The sequence below is a fragment of the Humibacillus xanthopallidus genome (assembly GCF_006717145.1).
In the GTDB taxonomy this organism is placed as follows: domain Bacteria; phylum Actinomycetota; class Actinomycetes; order Actinomycetales; family Dermatophilaceae; genus Humibacillus; species Humibacillus xanthopallidus.
In genome coordinates this window covers 1,965,123-1,983,563 of record NZ_VFQF01000001.1, presented here as the reverse complement: position 1 = coordinate 1,983,563, position 18,441 = coordinate 1,965,123, and the positions used below count along the sequence as shown (strand labels likewise).

Annotated in this window: 11 protein-coding genes; 7 read left to right on the top strand and 4 right to left on the bottom strand. The window is 70.9% G+C overall.

Annotated elements, in window-relative coordinates:
- Window positions 1-23 precede the first annotated feature (23 nt).
- A complete protein-coding gene (locus FHX52_RS08705; RefSeq protein WP_185747139.1) occupies window positions 24-3,902 on the bottom strand; it encodes an eCIS core domain-containing protein in 3,879 nt (1,292 codons plus the stop codon).
- Window positions 3,903-4,480: 578 nt separating this feature from the next.
- Here FHX52_RS08705 and FHX52_RS08700 point away from each other — a divergent pair.
- Window positions 4,481-4,945, top strand: a complete 465-nt coding sequence (locus FHX52_RS08700; protein WP_246069690.1) for a lamin tail domain-containing protein — start codon at window positions 4,481-4,483, stop codon at window positions 4,943-4,945.
- A gap of 94 nt (window positions 4,946-5,039) precedes the next feature.
- On the opposite strand, the gene FHX52_RS08695 is transcribed toward FHX52_RS08700, so the two are convergent.
- A complete protein-coding gene (locus FHX52_RS08695) occupies window positions 5,040-5,261 on the bottom strand; it encodes a hypothetical protein (RefSeq protein WP_141821528.1) in 222 nt (73 codons plus the stop codon).
- A 296-nt stretch (window positions 5,262-5,557) separates the two neighbouring features.
- Here FHX52_RS08695 and prfB point away from each other — a divergent pair, with 296 nt between their 5' ends.
- Window positions 5,558-6,670 carry a peptide chain release factor 2 gene (gene prfB, locus FHX52_RS08690; RefSeq protein WP_141821527.1) on the top strand — a complete coding sequence of 371 codons (1,113 nt, stop codon included), beginning with the start codon at window positions 5,558-5,560 and terminating at the stop codon, window positions 6,668-6,670.
- A 4-nt stretch (window positions 6,671-6,674) separates the two neighbouring features.
- On the opposite strand, the gene FHX52_RS08685 is transcribed toward prfB, so the two are convergent.
- On the bottom strand, window positions 6,675-7,919 hold the full coding sequence (locus FHX52_RS08685) for an alpha/beta hydrolase (RefSeq protein ID WP_141821526.1): 1,245 nt from the start codon (window positions 7,917-7,919) through the stop codon (window positions 6,675-6,677).
- A 298-nt stretch (window positions 7,920-8,217) separates the two neighbouring features.
- Here FHX52_RS08685 and ftsE point away from each other — a divergent pair, with 298 nt between their 5' ends.
- The 5 genes from ftsE (at window position 8,218) to FHX52_RS08660 (ending at window position 14,630) form a co-directional block, all read left to right on the top strand.
- Window positions 8,218-9,201 (top strand): cell division ATP-binding protein FtsE, encoded by a 984-nt coding sequence (gene ftsE / locus FHX52_RS08680; protein ID WP_141821525.1) that lies wholly within the window; start codon window positions 8,218-8,220, stop codon window positions 9,199-9,201.
- A gap of 12 nt (window positions 9,202-9,213) precedes the next feature.
- Window positions 9,214-10,119, top strand: a complete 906-nt coding sequence (gene ftsX, locus FHX52_RS08675; RefSeq protein WP_141821524.1) for a permease-like cell division protein FtsX — start codon at window positions 9,214-9,216, stop codon at window positions 10,117-10,119.
- A 103-nt stretch (window positions 10,120-10,222) separates the two neighbouring features.
- On the top strand, window positions 10,223-11,725 hold the full coding sequence (locus FHX52_RS08670) for a M23 family metallopeptidase (RefSeq protein ID WP_246069688.1): 1,503 nt from the start codon (window positions 10,223-10,225) through the stop codon (window positions 11,723-11,725).
- Window positions 11,726-11,937: 212 nt separating this feature from the next.
- Window positions 11,938-12,411 (top strand): SsrA-binding protein SmpB, encoded by a 474-nt coding sequence (smpB, locus tag FHX52_RS08665; protein WP_141821522.1) that lies wholly within the window; start codon window positions 11,938-11,940, stop codon window positions 12,409-12,411.
- Window positions 12,412-12,518: 107 nt separating this feature from the next.
- Window positions 12,519-14,630, top strand: coding sequence for a DUF2207 domain-containing protein (locus FHX52_RS08660; RefSeq protein ID WP_141821521.1), 2,112 nt, complete (start codon window positions 12,519-12,521; stop codon window positions 14,628-14,630).
- 191 nt (window positions 14,631-14,821) lie between these two features.
- Here FHX52_RS08660 and FHX52_RS08655 read toward each other — a convergent pair whose 3' ends face one another.
- On the bottom strand, window positions 14,822-18,199 hold the full coding sequence (locus FHX52_RS08655; protein WP_141822120.1) for a pyruvate carboxylase: 3,378 nt from the start codon (window positions 18,197-18,199) through the stop codon (window positions 14,822-14,824).
- Window positions 18,200-18,441: the final 242 nt, after the last annotated feature.

The window sequence follows — 18,441 nt, the reverse complement described above, 5'->3', positions numbered from 1 at the left end:
GGTGGGGCTGGCCCCGAAGCAGCTCAGGAGAGCACGGTCCAGGGCAGCCAGGCACCGGTGCTCGCCGACCGCACCGTCAGCCACGGGGTGCCGCCCTCGTCGAGCGCGACGAGGCTGAGGTCACCGACCGACGACGAGCCGCACGCCACCTGCGACACCGGGCCGAGCGCCGGGTTGCCCTCTACGGCGATGGCCGCGTCGATGCCACCGAAAGCCGTCCACGCCCCGTCCGTCGTGTGCAGCGCGTGCCAGGCGACGTCTGTCGCACCGGTGACGACGACGTCGAGCGTCCCGGTGCTGTGGTCGACCGAACCGGCCACGGTGAGAACGGGACCCACGTCCGGGTGGCCCTCGCCGACGACGTCGTCGCGCACGTCAGCCCAGCCGGTCCACCCCGTCCAGGCGCCGTCCGACAGCGTCGCGACGCCGTGGAAGAGGCGGGCCCCCGCAGAGGTGGCGAGCGCGTGCACCGTGCCCGAGGCGTCGCACCCGAGCGACACACTGAGCACCGGCCCGACCGCAGGCTGCGACCCGCCGCCGACACCCGCCGCGAGGCTGGTCCATGCCTGCCACGTGCCGTCGACGTCGCGAACGGTCAGCCACTGCGCGTCCTGCGCGTCGGTGAGCAGCACGACGACCTCACCGGTCGGGGTCGTCGTGCAGGCCACGGCCGACACAGGTCCGATGTCGGGGTTGCCCTCGCCCGCGATCGTGCCCCGCACGTCGCCCCACGGTGACCACGAGCCGGTGCCGGCGGCATACCGGACCGAGTGCCACAGCCGGCCCGCGGGGTCGACTGCGAGGCAGTTGAGGTCTCCGCTCGCGAACGTTGCGATGGCGCTGCGCGTGACCGGCCGGATGTCGGGGTAGCCCTCGCCGGCGATGAAGGCGCACACGTCCGCCCACCCCGTGAAGGCGCCGCTGCCACCGACCTGCATCCGGTGCCACAGCGTGCCGAGCTGGTCCACGCTCGTCGCGTGCCGGTCGCCGGCCGGGTCGACGGCGACCGCCACCGATCCGAGCGGGTTCGGGGGAGCGGCGGCCAGGAGCGACAGCGCATAGACGTAGCCGTGCGTGCCGGCATAGACCGATCGCCCGTCGGTGGCGAGGCGGGTCTCGTAGTCGCCGACGCCGATCGCCGACCCGCAGAGGATGCTCGAGCGGATCGTGCCGGTCGCCGGGTCGAGGTCGTAGGCGAAGCCGTTCGCACCGGCGAGCACCCGCCCGTGGGTCGTCGCGACGTTGACCATGAAGACGCCGCCGGTGTAGCCGCCGAGCGAGTCCTGTGTCCACCTCAGCTGCGTGACGTCCGACAGCGCCACCGCGTAGACGTAGCCGTGCGTGCCGACGTAGAGGTTCGTCCCGTCCGTCGCGAGCCGGCAGGGGTAGGTGAGCACGCCCGACCCCGGCAGCGCGAACTGCGTCGACCGCCCCTGCGCGTCGATCGAGGCGACCGAGCCGTTGGACGCGGCATACAGCCCTCCGGCCCACAGCACGTCGACGGGGTTGTAGGTGGCCGCGCTCGACGGCACGGCCACCGGCGTGAAGAGGTCGGCGGCGAGGTTGCGGAGCGACCGCGCGTAGACGTAGGCGTGCGAACCGGCATAGAGCGTCCGGCCGTCGGAGGCGAGACGGGTGTCGTAGTCGCCGCCGACGCTCCACGAGCTCTTGAGCTGCCCCTTCTGCAACTGACGGCCCGAGCCCGGGTCGAAGGTGAAGACGTAGCCGTTGCACCCAGCGGCGATGACGCCGCCGGTCACGAGCACGCTGACCGCGAGGCTGCCCTGCCCGGTGTCGGCCACCCACGAGCTCGTCGTCAGGGTGTCCAGCGGGGCGGCTGTCACCTGGCCGTTCACACCGGCATACAGCCGTATGCCGTCACTGGCGAGCCGCACCTCACCGCCGGCTTGGGCGACCGTTGCGTGCTGGAGCACCTTGCCGCTCGCCGGGTCCAGCTCGACGACGAGGCCGTTGGAGCCGGCGAACACCCGCTGCCCGACGATGAGCGTCTCCGCCATCGTGAAGCCGGTGTCGGGCAGGTTTGCGTACCAACGGTCCCCGAGGTTCTGGTCGCGAGACGAGATGCCGAGACGGGGGCTGCCGATGCGCAGCACCACGGTCTTGAGCGTCGGCCAGAAGCTCTCGAACTGGCTGACCGCCTGGGGCTGCAGCGAGGCAGCGAAGGTCGCGATGTCGGTCACCGTCGACGAGCTCGCCCCGGCCCCGGTGGGGAAGTGGCTGCGGATGTCGTCGAGGCTGATCGACGTGCCACCCTCGGCGAGGATCTGCGTCATCGACTGCTGCGAGAGCTGCGCCGTGCTGCTCGTCGCGGCGACCCCGTCGCCACCGTTGGCGCCGGACAGCAGCGTGTAGTCACCCCATACCTCGTAGGGGGTCGGTGTCGCGACGGAGGTCACCCACGCCGAGGTGTCGTTGAAGTGGTCGTGCAGGTTGGCGGAGGCGAGCTGGGCGACGGCGCTCGAGAGGAAGGCGAGGTAGTTCTGGTAGACCGCCGCGGCACCCGCCGAGCCGCTCGGGACGACACCCGACCCGACCGTGCGCGCGCCGACCGTGACGAGCTCCTCGACCGTCTGCGGGTCGCTCGACGGCCCGGCCGCGCCCGGCACGTAGAGGCCGGGCGCCGACAGCCCCGGCTGGAGCGACGGCGTCATGCCGGCGATCCACGACCGGTCCGACACGGGCAGCGACCCGTTTGTCACCCAGTCGACGAACCACTGCATGACGAGCGTCTTGTTGACGAGGTGCCCTGCGGCGAACGAGTCCTGCAGGAAGTGGTCGGCGTAGCCCGCCCACGCCCAGGCAGACGCCGTCAGTCGCGCCTGCTGGTCACCGGACGTCGCGTAGGCCGCCGCCGCGAGGTCGCGGGCGATGATGTGCGACGACTGCCAGCGGAACCACGAGTAGGGCGCGAAGTGGCACGCGTTGCGCGACAGGAGCCCCTGGTAGTGGTCGGCGCCGTTGCGGCCCAGCCCCGTCGTCAGCGCGTCGAGGGCGCTCGTCTCGACGATGTTGTTGACCATCGAGTTGCGCCACGGCGCGCAGGCGGCCTGGGCGAACTCGACGAGGGGCAGGGGAGGGCTGCCGTCGAGCAGTGCGGTGAGGGAGTTCCAGCCCTCCTGCCGGATGACCTGCAGGACCGGCGTGAGGATGTCGTGGCCGAGCGACTCGATGGCCACGGCGTTCGCGAGGTAGTCGGGCAGCGCGTTGATCTCGCCGTAGGTGGCCAGCACGTTGTCGGGTCCCAGCCGCACGGTGCGGATCCAGGGGCAGAAGTGCGCGACCGTCGCCTCGTCGACGGAGTCCGGGTCGTAGCGGAAGGCCCCGAGCAGGGCGAGCTGTCCCTGGAGCACCGTGGCCCGCGACGCACCTCCGGTGCTGACGGCGACGAGGTCCGCGGTCGACACGTCGCCGAGGACACGGTGCTCGAAGGAGCCGTGCGCCTGAGTGAGCGGCGACTCGAAGGGGTGCACCTCGGTCACACCCGCTCCCGAAGGCCCGCCCGATGGGCCCACGCCCACGCCCACGCCACCCCCGCCCACCGCAGCGGCAACGACCCGGGCCTCGATCTCCCACGCGCGCTGCTGTCTCCGCGAGACCGTCGCCGCGCACGCGCCCGGCTCGCGCCGCCGCCCCCACTGCTGCAGCACGTGCACGGCCTCGTGGGCGATCAGCGCGAAGTCCTCGCCGGGCCGGTAGGCGCCCGGCGCGACGTAGATGTGCGAGCCGATCGTCAGCGCGGCGGCGCCGGCGGCGGCGGTGCGATGTGCTGCTCCCGCGTCACGGTGCACGCGCACGGCCGAGAAGTCGGCGCCCAGCGCCGCGTGCAGGCGCCGGAGCGTGGTGTCGTCCAGCGCTTCGCCGGAGTCCGAGTGATGTCCCAAAACCGCTGCTGCCGAACGCATTTCGCCTCCCGAGTCGCCACGCTGCCATAGGTGGCGCGTGGCGGCGACGTCGGGGAGTGGCGGAACCACCGGCCGGTCGGGATCACGCGCGGACGGGCCGGGCCAGATGAACGAGGCTCGCCGGCCGGGCCGCTCGATCGATCGGGAGCCCCTCCGACGAGTCTCGCACCCGGCTCACGGATCGACCCGGACTTGCTGTTTCCAGACCGAGTCTTGACCCGTGCCTGACCTGCGAGGGCCGCCTTTCCAGGGGTCGCGAGCCCGCGGGCCGTGTCCTCACCCGACGACACGGCATACCCGATGGCGTATGCCGTGTCGCCGGGTCGCGCTGCCCCCTCAGCTCACGGGGGTGGCGTGGTGAGGGTGGTGCGGTTTGACGTCGAACCGGCGCATGGTGTCCGGGAGCACGCACTCATCGGCACATTGCGTGACGAGAACGGTGAATCCGACGAAACTCGCGAAAACCTCTGCGTCACCAGCTGATCCGTGGTTGGCTCACGGCTCCTCCACGACGCTCGATCCCACACGACACCAGAGAAATCGAAGGAAGAACCACGTTGCGCACCATCAGCAGGACCGCTTTCGCCATGGCCGCCGGCATCACCCTCGTCGCCGGTCTCCCGCTCGCCGGCGCCACGAGCGCCCAGGCCGCGCTGCCGGCGATCATGATCACGAAGGTCTACTACGACTCGCCCGGCTCCGACACGGGCAGCAACTCGAGCCTCAATGCCGAGTACGTCGTCGTCAAGAACACGACGAAGGTCAACCGCTCGCTCAAGGGCTGGACCCTGCGCGACAAGGCCAACCACGTCTACACGTTTCCGACCTTCACCCTGAAGGCAGGGGCCTCGGTGACGATCCACACGGGCAAGGGCTCGGCGACGCAGTACCACCGCTACTACAACAAGTCGTGGTACGTCTGGAACAACACGGGCGACACCGCCTACCTGCGCAACGCGTCGGGCTCGACCGTGGACACCTGCGGCTGGACCTCCAAGGGTCTCGGCTACCGCTACTGCTGATCGCAGCGCACCGTCCCGGCTCGCCGTGACGCAGACGAGGGCCCGTCCATCCGGACGGGTCCTCGTCGTTCGCTCGCGGTCGTCTGCTCGTCAGCTACTTCGACGGCTGCGGCGTGGAGCAGCCGACCTTCGGGTTCAGCCCGATGTAGTTGAGCGGGCCGGCGACGACGGTGAGCGCGGCGCTGCCGACCCGGCTGCAGCTGGGGTCGGCCGAGCCGAAGTACCCCCGCTGGAAGGCAGCGAAGATGCCGATGAGGAGCCAGATGAGGATGACGATCGTGCTCGTGCGTGTGCGGTTGCGTGTGCGGACGCTCATGGTGTCCTTTCGAGACGGTGGAGGCGGGCAAAGCGGGGCAAACCTAGTGCCCGCCACCGGCGCGGACGGCGCTGGCACCGCAACGATTTCGGCACACTGCCCGCGTGCTCCCGGCCCACTCCCGGCCCACTCCCGGCCCACGCCCGGCCCACGCCCCGCCCCACTCCCCGCACGCGCCCGGCACCGGGCGCCGGCGTGCCGCCCGGCCGTAGACCTGCTCGACCACCGCGGCAACCGCACCCGCGAGCCCCACGGCGCACACGGCATACCTCGGCGCTGCCGTAGGCTGTCGCAACGTGGCTGTTGACTTCACGCAAGAGATCAAGGAACTGCGCGCGACGATGGACTCCGTGCGCGGGGTGACCGACCTCGACGTGCTCGCGAGGACGATCGACGACCTCGAGCAGCAGGCCTCCGCCCCTGACCTCTGGGACGACCCCGACAAGGCGCAGCAGGTCACGAGCGCCCTCAGCCGGGCAAACTCCGAGCGCGACCGGGTCGTCACGATGGACGCCCGCATCGACGACCTCGAGACGCTCGTCGAGATGGGCACCGAGGAGTCCGACCAGGCCACGCTCGACGAGGCCGAGCGCGACCTCGCGAAGCTCAAGAAGGACGTCGGCGAGCTCGAGGTCCGCACCCTGCTGTCGGGGGAGTACGACGAGCGCTCCGCCGTCGTCACGATCCGCGCCGGCGCCGGCGGCGTCGACGCCGCCGACTTCGCCGAGATGCTCATGCGCATGTACCTGCGCTGGGCCGAGCGCCACGAGTACCCGACGAAGGTCATGGACACCTCCTACGCCGAGGAGGCGGGCCTCAAGTCGGCGACCTTCGAGGTCAACGCGCCGTATGCGTTCGGCCACCTCTCGGTCGAGGGTGGCACCCACCGACTCGTGCGCATCAGCCCGTTCGACAACCAGGGCCGGCGCCAGACGAGCTTCGCCGCCGTCGAGGTCATCCCGCTCATCGAGAGCGACGACTCGGTCGACATCCCCGAGAACGAGCTCAAGATCGATGTCTTCCGCTCGAGCGGCCCCGGCGGCCAGAGCGTCAACACGACCGACTCGGCCGTGCGCATGACCCACCTGCCGACCGGCATCGTCGTGTCGATGCAGAACGAGAAGAGCCAGATCCAGAACCGCGCCGCCGCCCTGCGCGTCCTCCAGTCGCGCCTGCTCATCCAGCGTAAGGCGGAGGAGGCGGCCGTCAAGAAGGAGATGGCCGGCGACGTCAAGGCGAGCTGGGGCGACCAGATGCGCTCCTACGTCCTCAACCCGTACCAGATGGTCAAGGACCTGCGCACCGACTACGAGACCGGCAACCCGAGCGCGGTCTTCGACGGCGACATCGACGGCTTCATCGAGGCCGGCATCCGCTGGCAGATCGGCCAGAACCGCGCGGCGGACTGAGCACTCAGCTGGACCTCACCCCTTCGAGGAAGCCGCGCACGACCTGCGTGTAGGTCTCGCGGTCGGCGTTCCACGACTCGACGTGCATCGCCGTCGGGAACACCTGCAGTGTCACGAGATCCGGCTGTGCGCTCTTGAGGTCCGTCGCGACCGACAGGGGGACCGTCGGATCCTTGGCTCCCTGCAGCACGAGGGTCGGCACCCGCACCCACGACGTGTCGTCGAGGTAGTCGGTCGCCGCCCAGTCGATGCCGTAGCGCCACGTCGCGATCTGCTCCGCGGCCTTGAGCGCCGGCATCGGCACGGCAATGCCTCCGGGGAGTGCTGCGCGCGAGCCATAGGTCACGACGTCGTCGAGCGAGAGCATCGGCGCGTCGAGGACGACCCCCTTGACGTCCTGCTTCTGGCTGGAGTTCTCGAGGAACGCGGCCACGATCGCCCCGCCCATCGACTGGCCGACGAGCACGACCCGGGTCGCCCCGTTGTCCTTGGCCCACGTCACGGCCGCATCGAGGTCGCGCCACTCGGTCTGCCCGTACTGCAGCCGCCCCGACGGGTCGGCGGGCGAGCCGGTGTCGTTGCGGTAGCTGATGACCAGCGAGGCCACGCCTGCCCTGCGGGCCACGTCGACGAAGCGCAGTCCGTCGAGCCTGGTGCCATTGCGCCCGTGCACGACGATCGCGACCGTGGAGTTGTCCCCGGTCGGCGACGCGAAGAACCATGCCGGGTTGCCGCTGATGACGACACCGTATGCCGTCCGCACCGTCGGGCTCGTGGCATCGGCTGCCCACGTGGACGGGATCCCGAACCAGTACGCCCGGTCCACCGCTGCCATGGCTCCCGCGGTGGGAGCGGTGCCGCTCTCGATCGCGAGGGGCCGGGTCACCGTGCCGTCGGCGTTCACGGTCGGCAGGCCGATGTGGCCGTTGCCGCCCGCCCAGGCCAGACCATAGATGGCGGGGGCCTCGAAGTTGTCGGCGACGTCGGGCCCCTTGGCCAGCGTCACCGTCGTCGGCGTCACCGCGGTGATCTGCACGTCGTCGTAGACGGGCTGGTAGGTCGCCGGATTGGAGGCGAGGGCCCCCGAGCCGATGCGACCGGAGACGTACCACGAGAGCCCGCCGAAGAGGGCGAGCAGCACGACGAGGACTCCCGCGACCCACCGCCAGACATGGTGACGGCGCTTGGCCGGCGCTGGATGCGAGGGCTGCGCAGCGGGTTGCAGGGACTGGGTCGGCACGGTTGCCATGCCGCTCACCTTCTCGGCCGATGGGTGACGTCCGCCGGACGTGAGCCACCGAGAGCCAGTGGCTCCACTCCCATCGTCTCGCCGGCTGGGGGACCCGTCGCGAAAGTGCCTGCGATCTCACACGGCTGACGGGCCGGTTTGTGGGCCCGGGGCGCGGGTCGGGCGGCACACCTCTCACGCCACGCCCGACACTTCGGTAACGCCGGTTTGTGCCCGTGTCGCCGTAGCCTCGTAGGCGCAACACCGAGCCGAGCGAGGCCGAGCCCCTCATGAGCGCGGCCGTGGAAGTGACCGACTGATGATCCGCTTCGAGAACGTCACCAAGACCTACCCCAAGTCCAACCGCCCCGCCGTCGACCGGATCTCCCTCGAGATCGGGCGCGGCGAGTTCGTCTTCGTCGTCGGCACGTCCGGCTCCGGCAAGTCGACGATGCTGCAGCTCATCATGAAGGAGCAGGACGCGACGGGTGGTCGCCTCTCCGTCGCCGGCCGCGAGCTCGACCGGCTGCCCGACCGCAAGGTGCCGTCGCTGCGCCGCCAGATCGGCTGCGTCTTCCAGGACTTCCGCCTCCTGCCCAACAAGACGGTCCACCAGAACGTCGCCTACGCCCTGCAGGTGCTCGGCGCCCCCCGTTCGCGGATCCGCTCGACCGTGCCGGAGGTGCTTGACCTCGTCGGGCTCGCCGGCATGGAGAAGCGCTTCCCGCACCAGCTCTCCGGAGGTGAGCAGCAGCGCGTCGCGATCGCCCGCGCCTTCGTCAACCGGCCGCCGATCCTGCTCGCCGACGAGCCCACCGGCAACCTCGACCCCGGCATCAGCCTCGAGATCGTCCAGCTGCTCGACCGCATCAACCGCACGGGCACGACCGTCGTCATGGCGACCCACGACTTCGCCACGGTCGACGCGATGCGCAAGCGCGTCATCCGGCTCGATGACGGCATCCTCGTCGGCGACGTCGAGACCGGCGACTACACGACCGGCAGCATCCCGCGGATCGAGCTCGACGACCGGCACATCCCGGTCCGCGCCCCGGAGCCGGCCGTCGCCGACGGCTACGACGACGGTGCGCCCCCGGCCGCCGAGGCAGATCCGGCGCCGCACGCCGAGGCCGAGCCGGCACCGCACGCCGAGGCAGATCCGGCACAGCACGCCGAGGCGGAGACGGCTGCGGAGGTCGAAGCGGACCCGAAGGAGGCCGACGAGGCCGACCGGACGGCATACGGCGAGGTCGAGACCCACGACGGCGAGCGTCAGGCCGCCGCCCAGGGCAGCGGACGCTGAGCGGGAGACGAGATGCGCATCCAGTTCCTCCTCGGCGAGATCGGCAACGGCCTGCGCCGCAACCTCTCGATGGCCCTCTCGGTCGTCATCGTCACGATGATCTCGATGTACCTGCTCGGCCTCGGCCTCATGGGCCAGCGGCAGGTCGACACGATGAAGGACTACTGGTACGACCGCGTCCAGGTCACTGTGCTCCTCTGCGCCGAGAAGACGCGCTTCACCAACTGCGCCGGCGAGCCGACGACCGATGCGCAGCGCACGGCGATCCGCGCCGAGCTCGACGCCCTCAAGCCCACGGTCTCGCAGGTCTTCTACGAGTCGCGCGACGAGGCGTTCGACCGGTTCAAGCAGACCTACCAGAACTCCCCGCTCGCCCGCGCGGGCGAGTCGTACTTCGCCGACTCCTACCGGGTCAACCTCAGCGACCCGAGCAAGTTCGACGTCGTCGCGAGCTCGATCAAGGGCATGCCCGGCGTCGCCGACGTGCAGGACCAGAAGAAGCTCCTCGAGAAGTTCTTCACCTTCATGAACACCGTCTCCTGGGCCGCCATCGCGCTGTCCTCGCTCATGGTGCTCGCCGCCGTCATGCTCATCTCGACGACGATCCGCCAGACCGCCTTCAGCCGGAGACGCGAGACCGGCATCATGCGGCTCGTCGGCGCGTCCAACTTCACCATCCGCTTCCCCTTCGTCATGGAGACCGTCATCGCGAGCGTGCTCGGGGCGGCGCTCGCCATGGGGATGCTGTGGGCGACGGTGCGCTACGGCGTGGTCGGCTTCCTGTCCGAGACCCTCACCGACACGGCCTTCATCGGGGTGGCCGACGTCCTCTACGTCGCGCCGTTCATCATCGTCGGCGTCGTCGTGCTGTCGTCCGTCACGTCGTGGGTCACGCTGCGGCGCTACCTCCGGGTATGACGAAGGGCGAGCCGAAAGCGGGCGAAAGAGGTCAGGCCCTCCCCAACGGACGGGTCCTGTGGTACCAATGAAGCCTATGTGGCACATGAGACAGAGGCGAGAGGTGTCGGCAGCGACCAAGCTGACGGCTGCCGGGCTCGTCGTCGCGTGCTCGATCTCGCTCGGCTCCGCCCTCGTGGCCCGTGCCGACTCGATCTCGGACCAGAAGAAGAAGAACGACCAGCGCATCGCCGCCCTCGGCCAGCAGCTCGAGGGGACGAACAACAAGCTGGCCACCGCCTACGTCAACCTCGAGCGCACCAACGCCGCCCTGCCCATCGCGCAGCAGCGGGTCGCCTCCGCCCAGGCCGCGCAGCAGCAGGCCGAGTCGGCCCAGGCTGCGGCCGAGGCCACCGAGCGCGCGGCGGTCGCGGCCGAGGCACGGGCCCGCGCCCACAACGAGCAGGTCGCCCAGAAGCTCGCTGTCGCCCAGGCCAACGAGCAGCGCGCCAAGGAGCAGCTGGCCAAGAGCGCTACCGAGCTCGTCTCGAGCCAGGACGCCCTCGACTCCTACGCGGCAGAGGTCTTCCAGGGCGCCGGTCAGGAGTCGCAGCTCGGCCTCGTCTTCGGCTCGACCTCACCCGAGGACTTCGCCAACCGGCTCGTCATGGCCGACACGGCGAGCACGGTCGCGAGCGACACCATCGACAAGCTCGCGGCGATGACGGCCGACAACACCTCGACCCGCTCCTACCTCACCTCGGTGCGCGGCGAGATCGCCGAGCTGAAGCGGCAGGCCGAGGCCGCGCTCGCGGCAGCCGAGTCCGCTTCCGCCGCCGCGACCCAGGCGAAGAACCAGGCCGTCGTCGCCAAGAACAACGCCGTCACGGCAGCCGCCAACGCGGCAGCCGCGAAGAGCGAGCTCGACACCCTCAAGGGCCAGCAGGTCGCCTTCGCGGCCGACCTCAACCAGCAGAAGCAGAGCGAGGCCGCCGACCTCGCCGCCGCCCGCGCCGAGTCCTCGCGGCTGCAGGCGATCCTCGTCGAGCGCGCCCGCCTGGCGCGCATCGCCGAGCAGAAGCGCATCGCCGCCCTCAAGGCCAAGCTCGAGCGTGAGCGCCAGGCCCAGATCCGGGCCGAGCGGGCCAAGGCGGCCGCCGCGGCCAAGGCGGGCAGGAAGTACACGCCGCGCAACCCGCCCCCCGTGACGGTGCCCACCAACTCCACGCCCTCGAACTACCTGTCCTACCCCGCCGTCGGGCCGACGACCTCCGGCTTCGGCATGCGGTGGCACCCCGTGCTGCACAAGTGGATGCTCCACGACGGCCTCGACTGGGGCATCCCCTGCGGCACCCCGGTGTATGCCGCTGCGCCGGGTGACATCATTCGCGCGGGCTGGCGTGCCAGCGGGTGGGGCAACCAGGTCGTCATCGACCACGGCATCCACCGGGGCGTCGACCTCGTGACGACCTACAACCACCTCACCTCGATCGTGAAGTTCAGCGGCAGCGTCAACCGCGGCCAGCTCATCGGCTACTCCGGCACGACCGGCTACTCGACGGGCTGCCACCTGCACTTCGGCGTCTACGAGGACGGCACGCCGGTCAACCCGCGCACCTGGCTGTGAGGCCGGCGACCAGGCCCGTCACCCCCGCGGCGCCGAGGCGGGCGCCGCGACCCTCGCGGACGGCGCTCGCGACCCGGCTGCCGCACGTGCCGGCGCGGCCCGCGGACCCCGCGCCCCGGCATACCGGAGAAACCGAGTCGGGGAGGGCAGCCCCTCTCGGGTAGCGTGGGAACGCTGCGAGAGCCGTGGCACGAGCAGGAGGGAACGGTCCGGTGCCGAAGGAGAAGGGGCGCTCGCTCATCGCGAGCAACCGCAAGGCGCGTCACGACTACCTCATCGAGGACACCTTCGAGGCAGGCATCGTGCTCTCCGGCACCGAGGTCAAGGCGCTGCGGATGGGTCGGGCGTCGCTCATCGACGGCTTCGCGATGTTCACCGGTGACGAGCTCTACCTCGAGAACGTCCACATCCCCGAGTACCTCAACGGCACGTGGAACAACCACGCCCCCCGCCGCAAGCGCAAGCTGCTCCTGCACCGGGCCGAGCTCGAGAAGATCGCCCACAAGACGCGTGAGAGCGGTCGCACCATCGTGCCGCTCGCGCTCTACTTCAAGGACGGGCGCGCCAAGGTCGAGATCGCGATCGCGACCGGCAAGAAGGAGTACGACAAGCGGCATGCCCTGCGCGAGCGGCAGGACAACCGCGAGGCGCAGCGCGCGATGAGCGCCGCCAACCGCCGCCGCTGAGCGTGGGCGACGGCCGTCGCGGCCGGGACCGGCGACATACCCGGAACCGCTGGGTCATGGCCACCGTCGAGTGTCAGGATGCAGGGACCAACGACGTGGAGGCAGCGATGACCGGATCGAGGGTGGCCCACCGCCGAGGCGGGGCGCCGGCCGCGTTGGCGGCACCGACGGCACCGACGGCACCGACGGCACCGACGGCACCGACGGCACCGACGGCACCGACGGCAGCGACGGGCTCGACGGGGTCGACGCGCCGGACGCGGGTCACCCGGGCGTCGGGACGCGGCGGAGTTCTCGCCCTGCTGCTCGCGGCAGCCATGCTCCTGCTGCTCCCGTCGACCGCCCTCGCGGCGTCGAACGCGACCGGCGAGGGCATGCAGTCGTTCAAGGCCGTCTATGACGTGCAGGCCGACGGCAGCATGCGCGTCACAGAGACGATCACCTGGCGCTTCCCGGCGGGGGAGGAGCGGCACGGCATCTTCCGCAACATCGTCGTGCGGATGGGCTGGAACGACGAGCCCGGCCGCTACCGCTACTTCGACCTCACCGACGTCGAGGTCTCCAGCCCGACGGGTGCTCCGGACCAGTTCAAGGTCAGCGACAACGGGGCGGCTCAGGAGATCCGCATCGGCTCGCCGAGCGAGTACACCAGCGGCACCCAGGTCTACGTCGTGGGCTACACCCTGCACGACGTGGTCAACCCGATCACGGCCGACGGCAAGCCCGCGACGAGCAGCGACCAGGCGAGCACCGTCGAGCTCTACTACAACGTCTTCGGCACCAACGAGACGACCGCCCGCGACTCCGCGCAGATCGAGGTCAAGGCGCCCGACGCGTCGACGAAGGTCGCCTGCTTCCAGGGCCCGCAGGGGTCGACGACCGCGTGCACCGCGAAGGCCGGTGAGCCCTCGACCTTCACGGCGACCAACCTCGCGAGCGGCGACGCGATGACGATCCTCGCCTCCTACCCGGCCGCGGCGTTCGACTCGGTGCAACCGGTCGTGCTCGAGGGCGACAGCCAGAGCTCCGTCGGCTCGGCTGCGGCACCCGCCCTCAACGCGGCCGCCTGGGTCGCCGGGATCGGAGCCCCCTTCGTCGCCCTCGCGGTCATGGGCACCCTCGTGTGGACCCGCGGGCGTGACGAGCGGTATGCCGACCTCACCCCGGGCCTCACGCCCTCCTTCGGCTCCGGGGCCAGTGGCGACGGCACCCCCACCGCTGCTGCCACGGTGAGAGGTGGCCGGACGACGGTCGCCGTGCAGTTCCAGCCCCCGGCCGGGGTCCAGCCCGGCATGGTCGGCACGATCATCGACGAGACGGCCAACCCGATCGACGTCTCGGCGACGATCATCGACCTCGCCGTGCGCGGCTACCTCACCATCGAGGAGGACGCCGGCAGCGGGATGTTCAGCCGCACCGACTGGACGCTGACCCGTCAGCCCGGGCCGAGCGACGACCGGCTCCTGCCCTACGAGCGGCAGCTGCTCGACGGCGTCTTCGGTAGCCGCGGCGACGTCGTCGTCCTCTCGGAGCTGAAGAACACCTTCGCCAGCACCCTCAAGGGCATCCAGGCCGAGATGTATCGCGAGGTCGTGCGGCGGCACTGGTTCCGCACCTCGCCCGAGGCCCAGCGTGGCGTCTGGCAGGGCCTGGGCGTGCTCCTCGTCGTCGGCGGCTTCCTCCTGCTCTTCTTCGGGCAGGGCGCGCTGACGGCGATCGTCGGCAGCGGCTTCACCGGTGGGTTCGCCCTCGGGGCGGGCCTCATCGTCTCGGGCGGCATCGTCACGCTGCTCGGCCGCCGGATGGCCGCCAAGACCGCAGAGGGCTCGGCGGTTCTCGCCCAGTCGCTCGGCTTCAAGGAGTACCTCCTCACCGCCGAGGCCGGTCAGATCGAGTTCGAGGAGGCGAGCAACGTCTTCAGCCGCTACCTGCCGTATGCCGTCGTCTTCGGTGTCGCGGACCGGTGGGCCTCGACGTTCGCGAAGGTCGCCCAGGCCGCCGAGGCCGCGGGGCAGCCGCTCGTCATGCCGACGTGGTACCTCTGGAGCGGCTCGACGATGCCCGACTTCACGAGCATCGCGAACGGCGTCGACTCGTTCTCGACGACCTCCACCGGCACGTTCACCTCGACACCCGGCTCGAGCGGCTCGTCCGGCTTCTCGGGTGGCGGCGGCTTCAGCGGCGGCGGTGGCGGAGGCTCCTCGTCCGGCTCCTGGTGACGCCGGGCTCAACCAGCAGCTGCTGACGTGGCCCCAGCGTCCCCAGCACACAATCGAAAGAGCAGTTCGTCGCCGTCGAGCGGGTCAGAGCGGCCCGGTGGAGGGGCGACGAACTGCTCTCTCGATTGGCTCCCTAGGGACCGTGGGGGAGCGGGCCGGACGGGCGTACGGAAGCGGGCGGCTGCGGAGGCTCAGGGGGAGATGACGACGAGGAGGTCGCCGCCCTCCACCTGCTGGTGGGCCCCGATGGCGACGCGCGACACCGTGCCGCCCGTCGGCGACGTGATGTTGGCCTCCATCTTCATCGCCTCGATCGTCGCGACGACGCCGCCCGCCTCGACGGTGTCGCCCTCGGCCACGTTGAGCGTGACGACGCCGGCGAAGGGAGCGGCCACCTGACCGGCCGCGCCGAGGTCGGCCTTCTCGGCGGACTTCACGTCGGCCACGATGCCGCGGTCGCGCACCTGGATGGGGCGGAACTGGCCGTTGAGGGTGCACATGACGGTGCGCATGCCCTTGGGGTCAGCGTCACCGACCGACTGGACGCCGATGAGCAGGCGCTTGCCCTGCTCGATCTCGACCTCGTACTCCTCGCCGGGCTCGAGCCCGTGGAGGAACTCGACGGTGCCGAGGACCGACAGGTCGCCATAGGACTCGCGTGAGGTCTCGAACTCCTTCGTCGGGCCGGGGAAGAGCAGCTGGTTGAGGGTCCGGCGCGGTGAGCTCGCGAGCGACTCCTCCTGCTCCGGGGTGAGCTCGGTGAGGCGGGGCTTGGCCTGGCGTCCGGCGAGCGCCTTGGTGCGGAACGGCTCCGGCCAGCCACCGGGCGGGTCGCCGAGCTCGCCGTTGAGGAAGCCGATGACCGAGTCGGGGATGTCGAAGCGCTGGGGGTCGTCCTCGAAGTCCTTCGGGTCGGCGCCCGCACCCACGAGGGCGAGCGCGAGGTCGCCGACGACCTTGGAGCTCGGCGTCACCTTGACGATGTTGCCGAGGATCCGGTTGGCCGCGGCATACATGTCCTCGATGGCCTCGAAACGGTCGCCGAGCCCGAGCGCGATGGCCTGCTGGCGCAGGTTGCTCAGCTGGCCACCGGGGATCTCGTGGAAGTAGACCCGGCCCGTGGGGGAGTCGAGGCCCGACTCGAACGGCCGGTAGACGTGGCGCACCGACTCCCAGTAGGGCTCGAGCGCGAAGACGTTCTCGATGTCGAGACCGGTCGGTCGGGCGGTGTCGTCGGTGGCGGCGACGAGGGCCGAGAGGGAGGGCTGGCTCGTCGTGCCGGCCATCGTCGCGGTCGCGGCGTCGACGGCGTCGACCCCGGCGTCGATGGCGGCGAGCAGTGTGGCTATCTGGCCGCCGGCGGTGTCGTGGGTGTGCAGGTGCACCGGCAGGTCGAAGCGCTCGCGGAGGGCGCGCACGAGCTTCGCGGCTGCGGGGGCGCGGAGCAGGCCTGCCATGTCCTTGATCGCGAGCACGTGGGCGCCGGTGTCGACGATCTGCTCGGCGAGGCGGAGGTAGTAGTCGAGGGTGTAGAGCTTCTCGCCGGGCGAGAGCAGGTTGCCCGTGTAGCAGAGGGCGACCTCGGCGACCGTCGTGTTCGTCTCGAGGACCGCCTCGACCGCGGGACGCATCTGCGAGACGTCGTTGAGCGAGTCGAAGATGCGGAAGATGTCGAGGCCGGTGCGGGCCGCCTCGCGCACGAACGCGTCGGTGACGGCCGTGGGGTAGGGGGTGTAGCCGACGGTGTTCCGCCCCCGCAGCAGCATCTGCAGGGGGATGTTGGGCATCGCCTCGCGCAGGGCGGCGAGGCGCTCCCACGGGTCCTCGGCGAGGAAGCGCAGGGCCACGTCGTAGGTCGCGCCTCCCCAGGCCTCCATCGAGAGCAGCTGCGGGGTCAGGTGCGAGACGTGCTCGGCGACGTGTAGCAGGTCGCGGGTGCGCATGCGGGTGGCGAGGAGCGACTGGTGGGCGTCGCGGAAGGTCGTGTCGGTGACGGCGACGTCGTTCGCCTCGCGCAGCGCACGCGCGAAGGCGGCCGGTCCGTCTGCGATGAGCCGGTCACGAGCACCCCGTCGCGGCGGACCGTCGGGCAGCTGGGGGAGCTTGCTGCGTGGGCGGATTCGCGTCGTCACGGGCCCGTTGGGCTGGTTGACGGTGACGTCGGCGAGGTAGGTGAGCAGCTTGGTCGCACGGTCGGCGCTCACCCGCGAGGCGAGCAGCTGCGGCCGCTCGTCGATGAACGAGGTCGTCGCCAGGCCCTGCTGGAAGACCGGGTCTGCCAGCACCGCCTCGAGGAAGGAGATGTTGGTCGAGACGCCGCGGATGCGGAACTCGGCCAACGCCCGCCGGGCGCGTCGCACGGCGATGGGGAAGGTGCGGCCGCGGCAGGTCAGCTTGACGAGCATCGAGTCGAAGTGGGCGCTCACCTCGGCGCCGACGAAGACGGTGCCGCCGTCGAGCCGCACCCCGCCGCCGCCGGCGGAGCGGTAGACGGTGATCGTGCCGGCGTCGGGCCGGAAGCCGTTGGCCGGGTCCTCCGTCGTGATCCGGCACTGCATCGCGAAGCCCTTGGTCGCGATGTCGTCCTGGCGCAGGCCCATCGCCTCGAAGGTCTCGCCCGACGCGATCTGCATCTGCATGACGACGAGGTCGATGTCGGTCACCTCCTCGGTGACCGTGTGCTCGACCTGGATGCGTGGGTTCATCTCGATGAAGACGTAGCGACCGTCCTCGCCGAGGAGGAACTCGACCGTGCCGGCGTTGACGTAGCCGATCGAGCGGGCGAACGCGACGGCGTCGGCGCACATGCCGGTGCGGGTGTCGGCGTCGAGGTTGGGGGCGGGCGCGATCTCGACGACCTTCTGGTGCCGCCGCTGCAGCGAGCAGTCGCGCTCGTAGAGGTGGACGACCTCACCGGTGCTGTCGGCGAGCACCTGCACCTCGATGTGGCGCGGGTTGACCACGGCCTCCTCGAGGTAGAGCGTCGGGTCGCCGAAGGCCGACTCGGCCTCGCGCTGGGCCGCCTCGAGCGCGTCGCGCAGGCTTGGCTGGGACTCGACCCGACGCATACCGCGGCCGCCGCCGCCGGAGACGGCCTTGACGAAGACGGGGAAGCCGATCTCGGCAGCAGCGCGCTCGAGGGCGTCGAGGTCGGTGCCGGGCTCGGAGCCACGAAGGGTCGGCAGGCCCGCGGCTCGGGCAGCCGCGATGGCGCGCGCCTTGTTGCCGGTGAGGTGCAGCACCGAGGCTGGCGGGCCGATGAAGGTGATGCCCGCGGCGTCGCAGGCCTCCGCGAGGAGGGGGTTCTCCGAGAGGAAGCCGTAGCCCGGGTAGATCGCGTCGGCGCCGGCCTCGACGGCCTGCGCGACGATCGCCTCGTGGTCGAGGTAGGCGCGCACCGGGTGGCCCTGCTCGCCGATCTGGTAGGCCTCGTCGGCCTTGAGCCGGTGCTCGCTCTTGCGGTCCTCGTAGGGGAAGACGGCGACCGTGCGCGCCCCCAGCTCGGTCGCGGCCCGGAAGGCTCGGACGGCGATCTCGCCTCGGTTGGCGACGAGCACCTTGCGGAACATCGGACCTCCAGGGGTGGGGGCGGTCTGCACGCTCCCACGACAGCGGCGTCGCGGGTTGTGGTCCTCGGCGACCACGACCGCAGCCTAGTGGGGTGCTCGCGCGGCATCCGGTGCCGTCCACGCCGCGTCACACCTCGACGTGCCGTCGGGAATGGCTTGGACCGCGCCGTCGTTACCAAGGCATACTGAGGTCTCGCAGGACCGCAGGTTGACAAGTGAACAGCGTGACGTGGACCCCCGGT

Bases quoted from the DNA above. Each gene is read 5' to 3' on its own strand.
- ftsX (WP_141821524.1), top strand. From the start codon at position 9,214: ATGCGCATCCAGTTCCTCCTCGGCGAGATCGGCAACGGCCTGCGCCGC.
- FHX52_RS08655 (WP_141822120.1), bottom strand. From the start codon at position 18,199: ATGTTCCGCAAGGTGCTCGTCGCCAACCGAGGCGAGATCGCCGTCCGA.
- FHX52_RS08695 (WP_141821528.1), bottom strand. From the start codon at position 5,261: ATGAGCGTCCGCACACGCAACCGCACACGCACGAGCACGATCGTCATC.
- ftsE (WP_141821525.1), top strand. From the start codon at position 8,218: ATGATCCGCTTCGAGAACGTCACCAAGACCTACCCCAAGTCCAACCGC.
- FHX52_RS08685 (WP_141821526.1), bottom strand. From the start codon at position 7,919: ATGGCAACCGTGCCGACCCAGTCCCTGCAACCCGCTGCGCAGCCCTCG.
- FHX52_RS08660 (WP_141821521.1), top strand. From the start codon at position 12,519: ATGACCGGATCGAGGGTGGCCCACCGCCGAGGCGGGGCGCCGGCCGCG.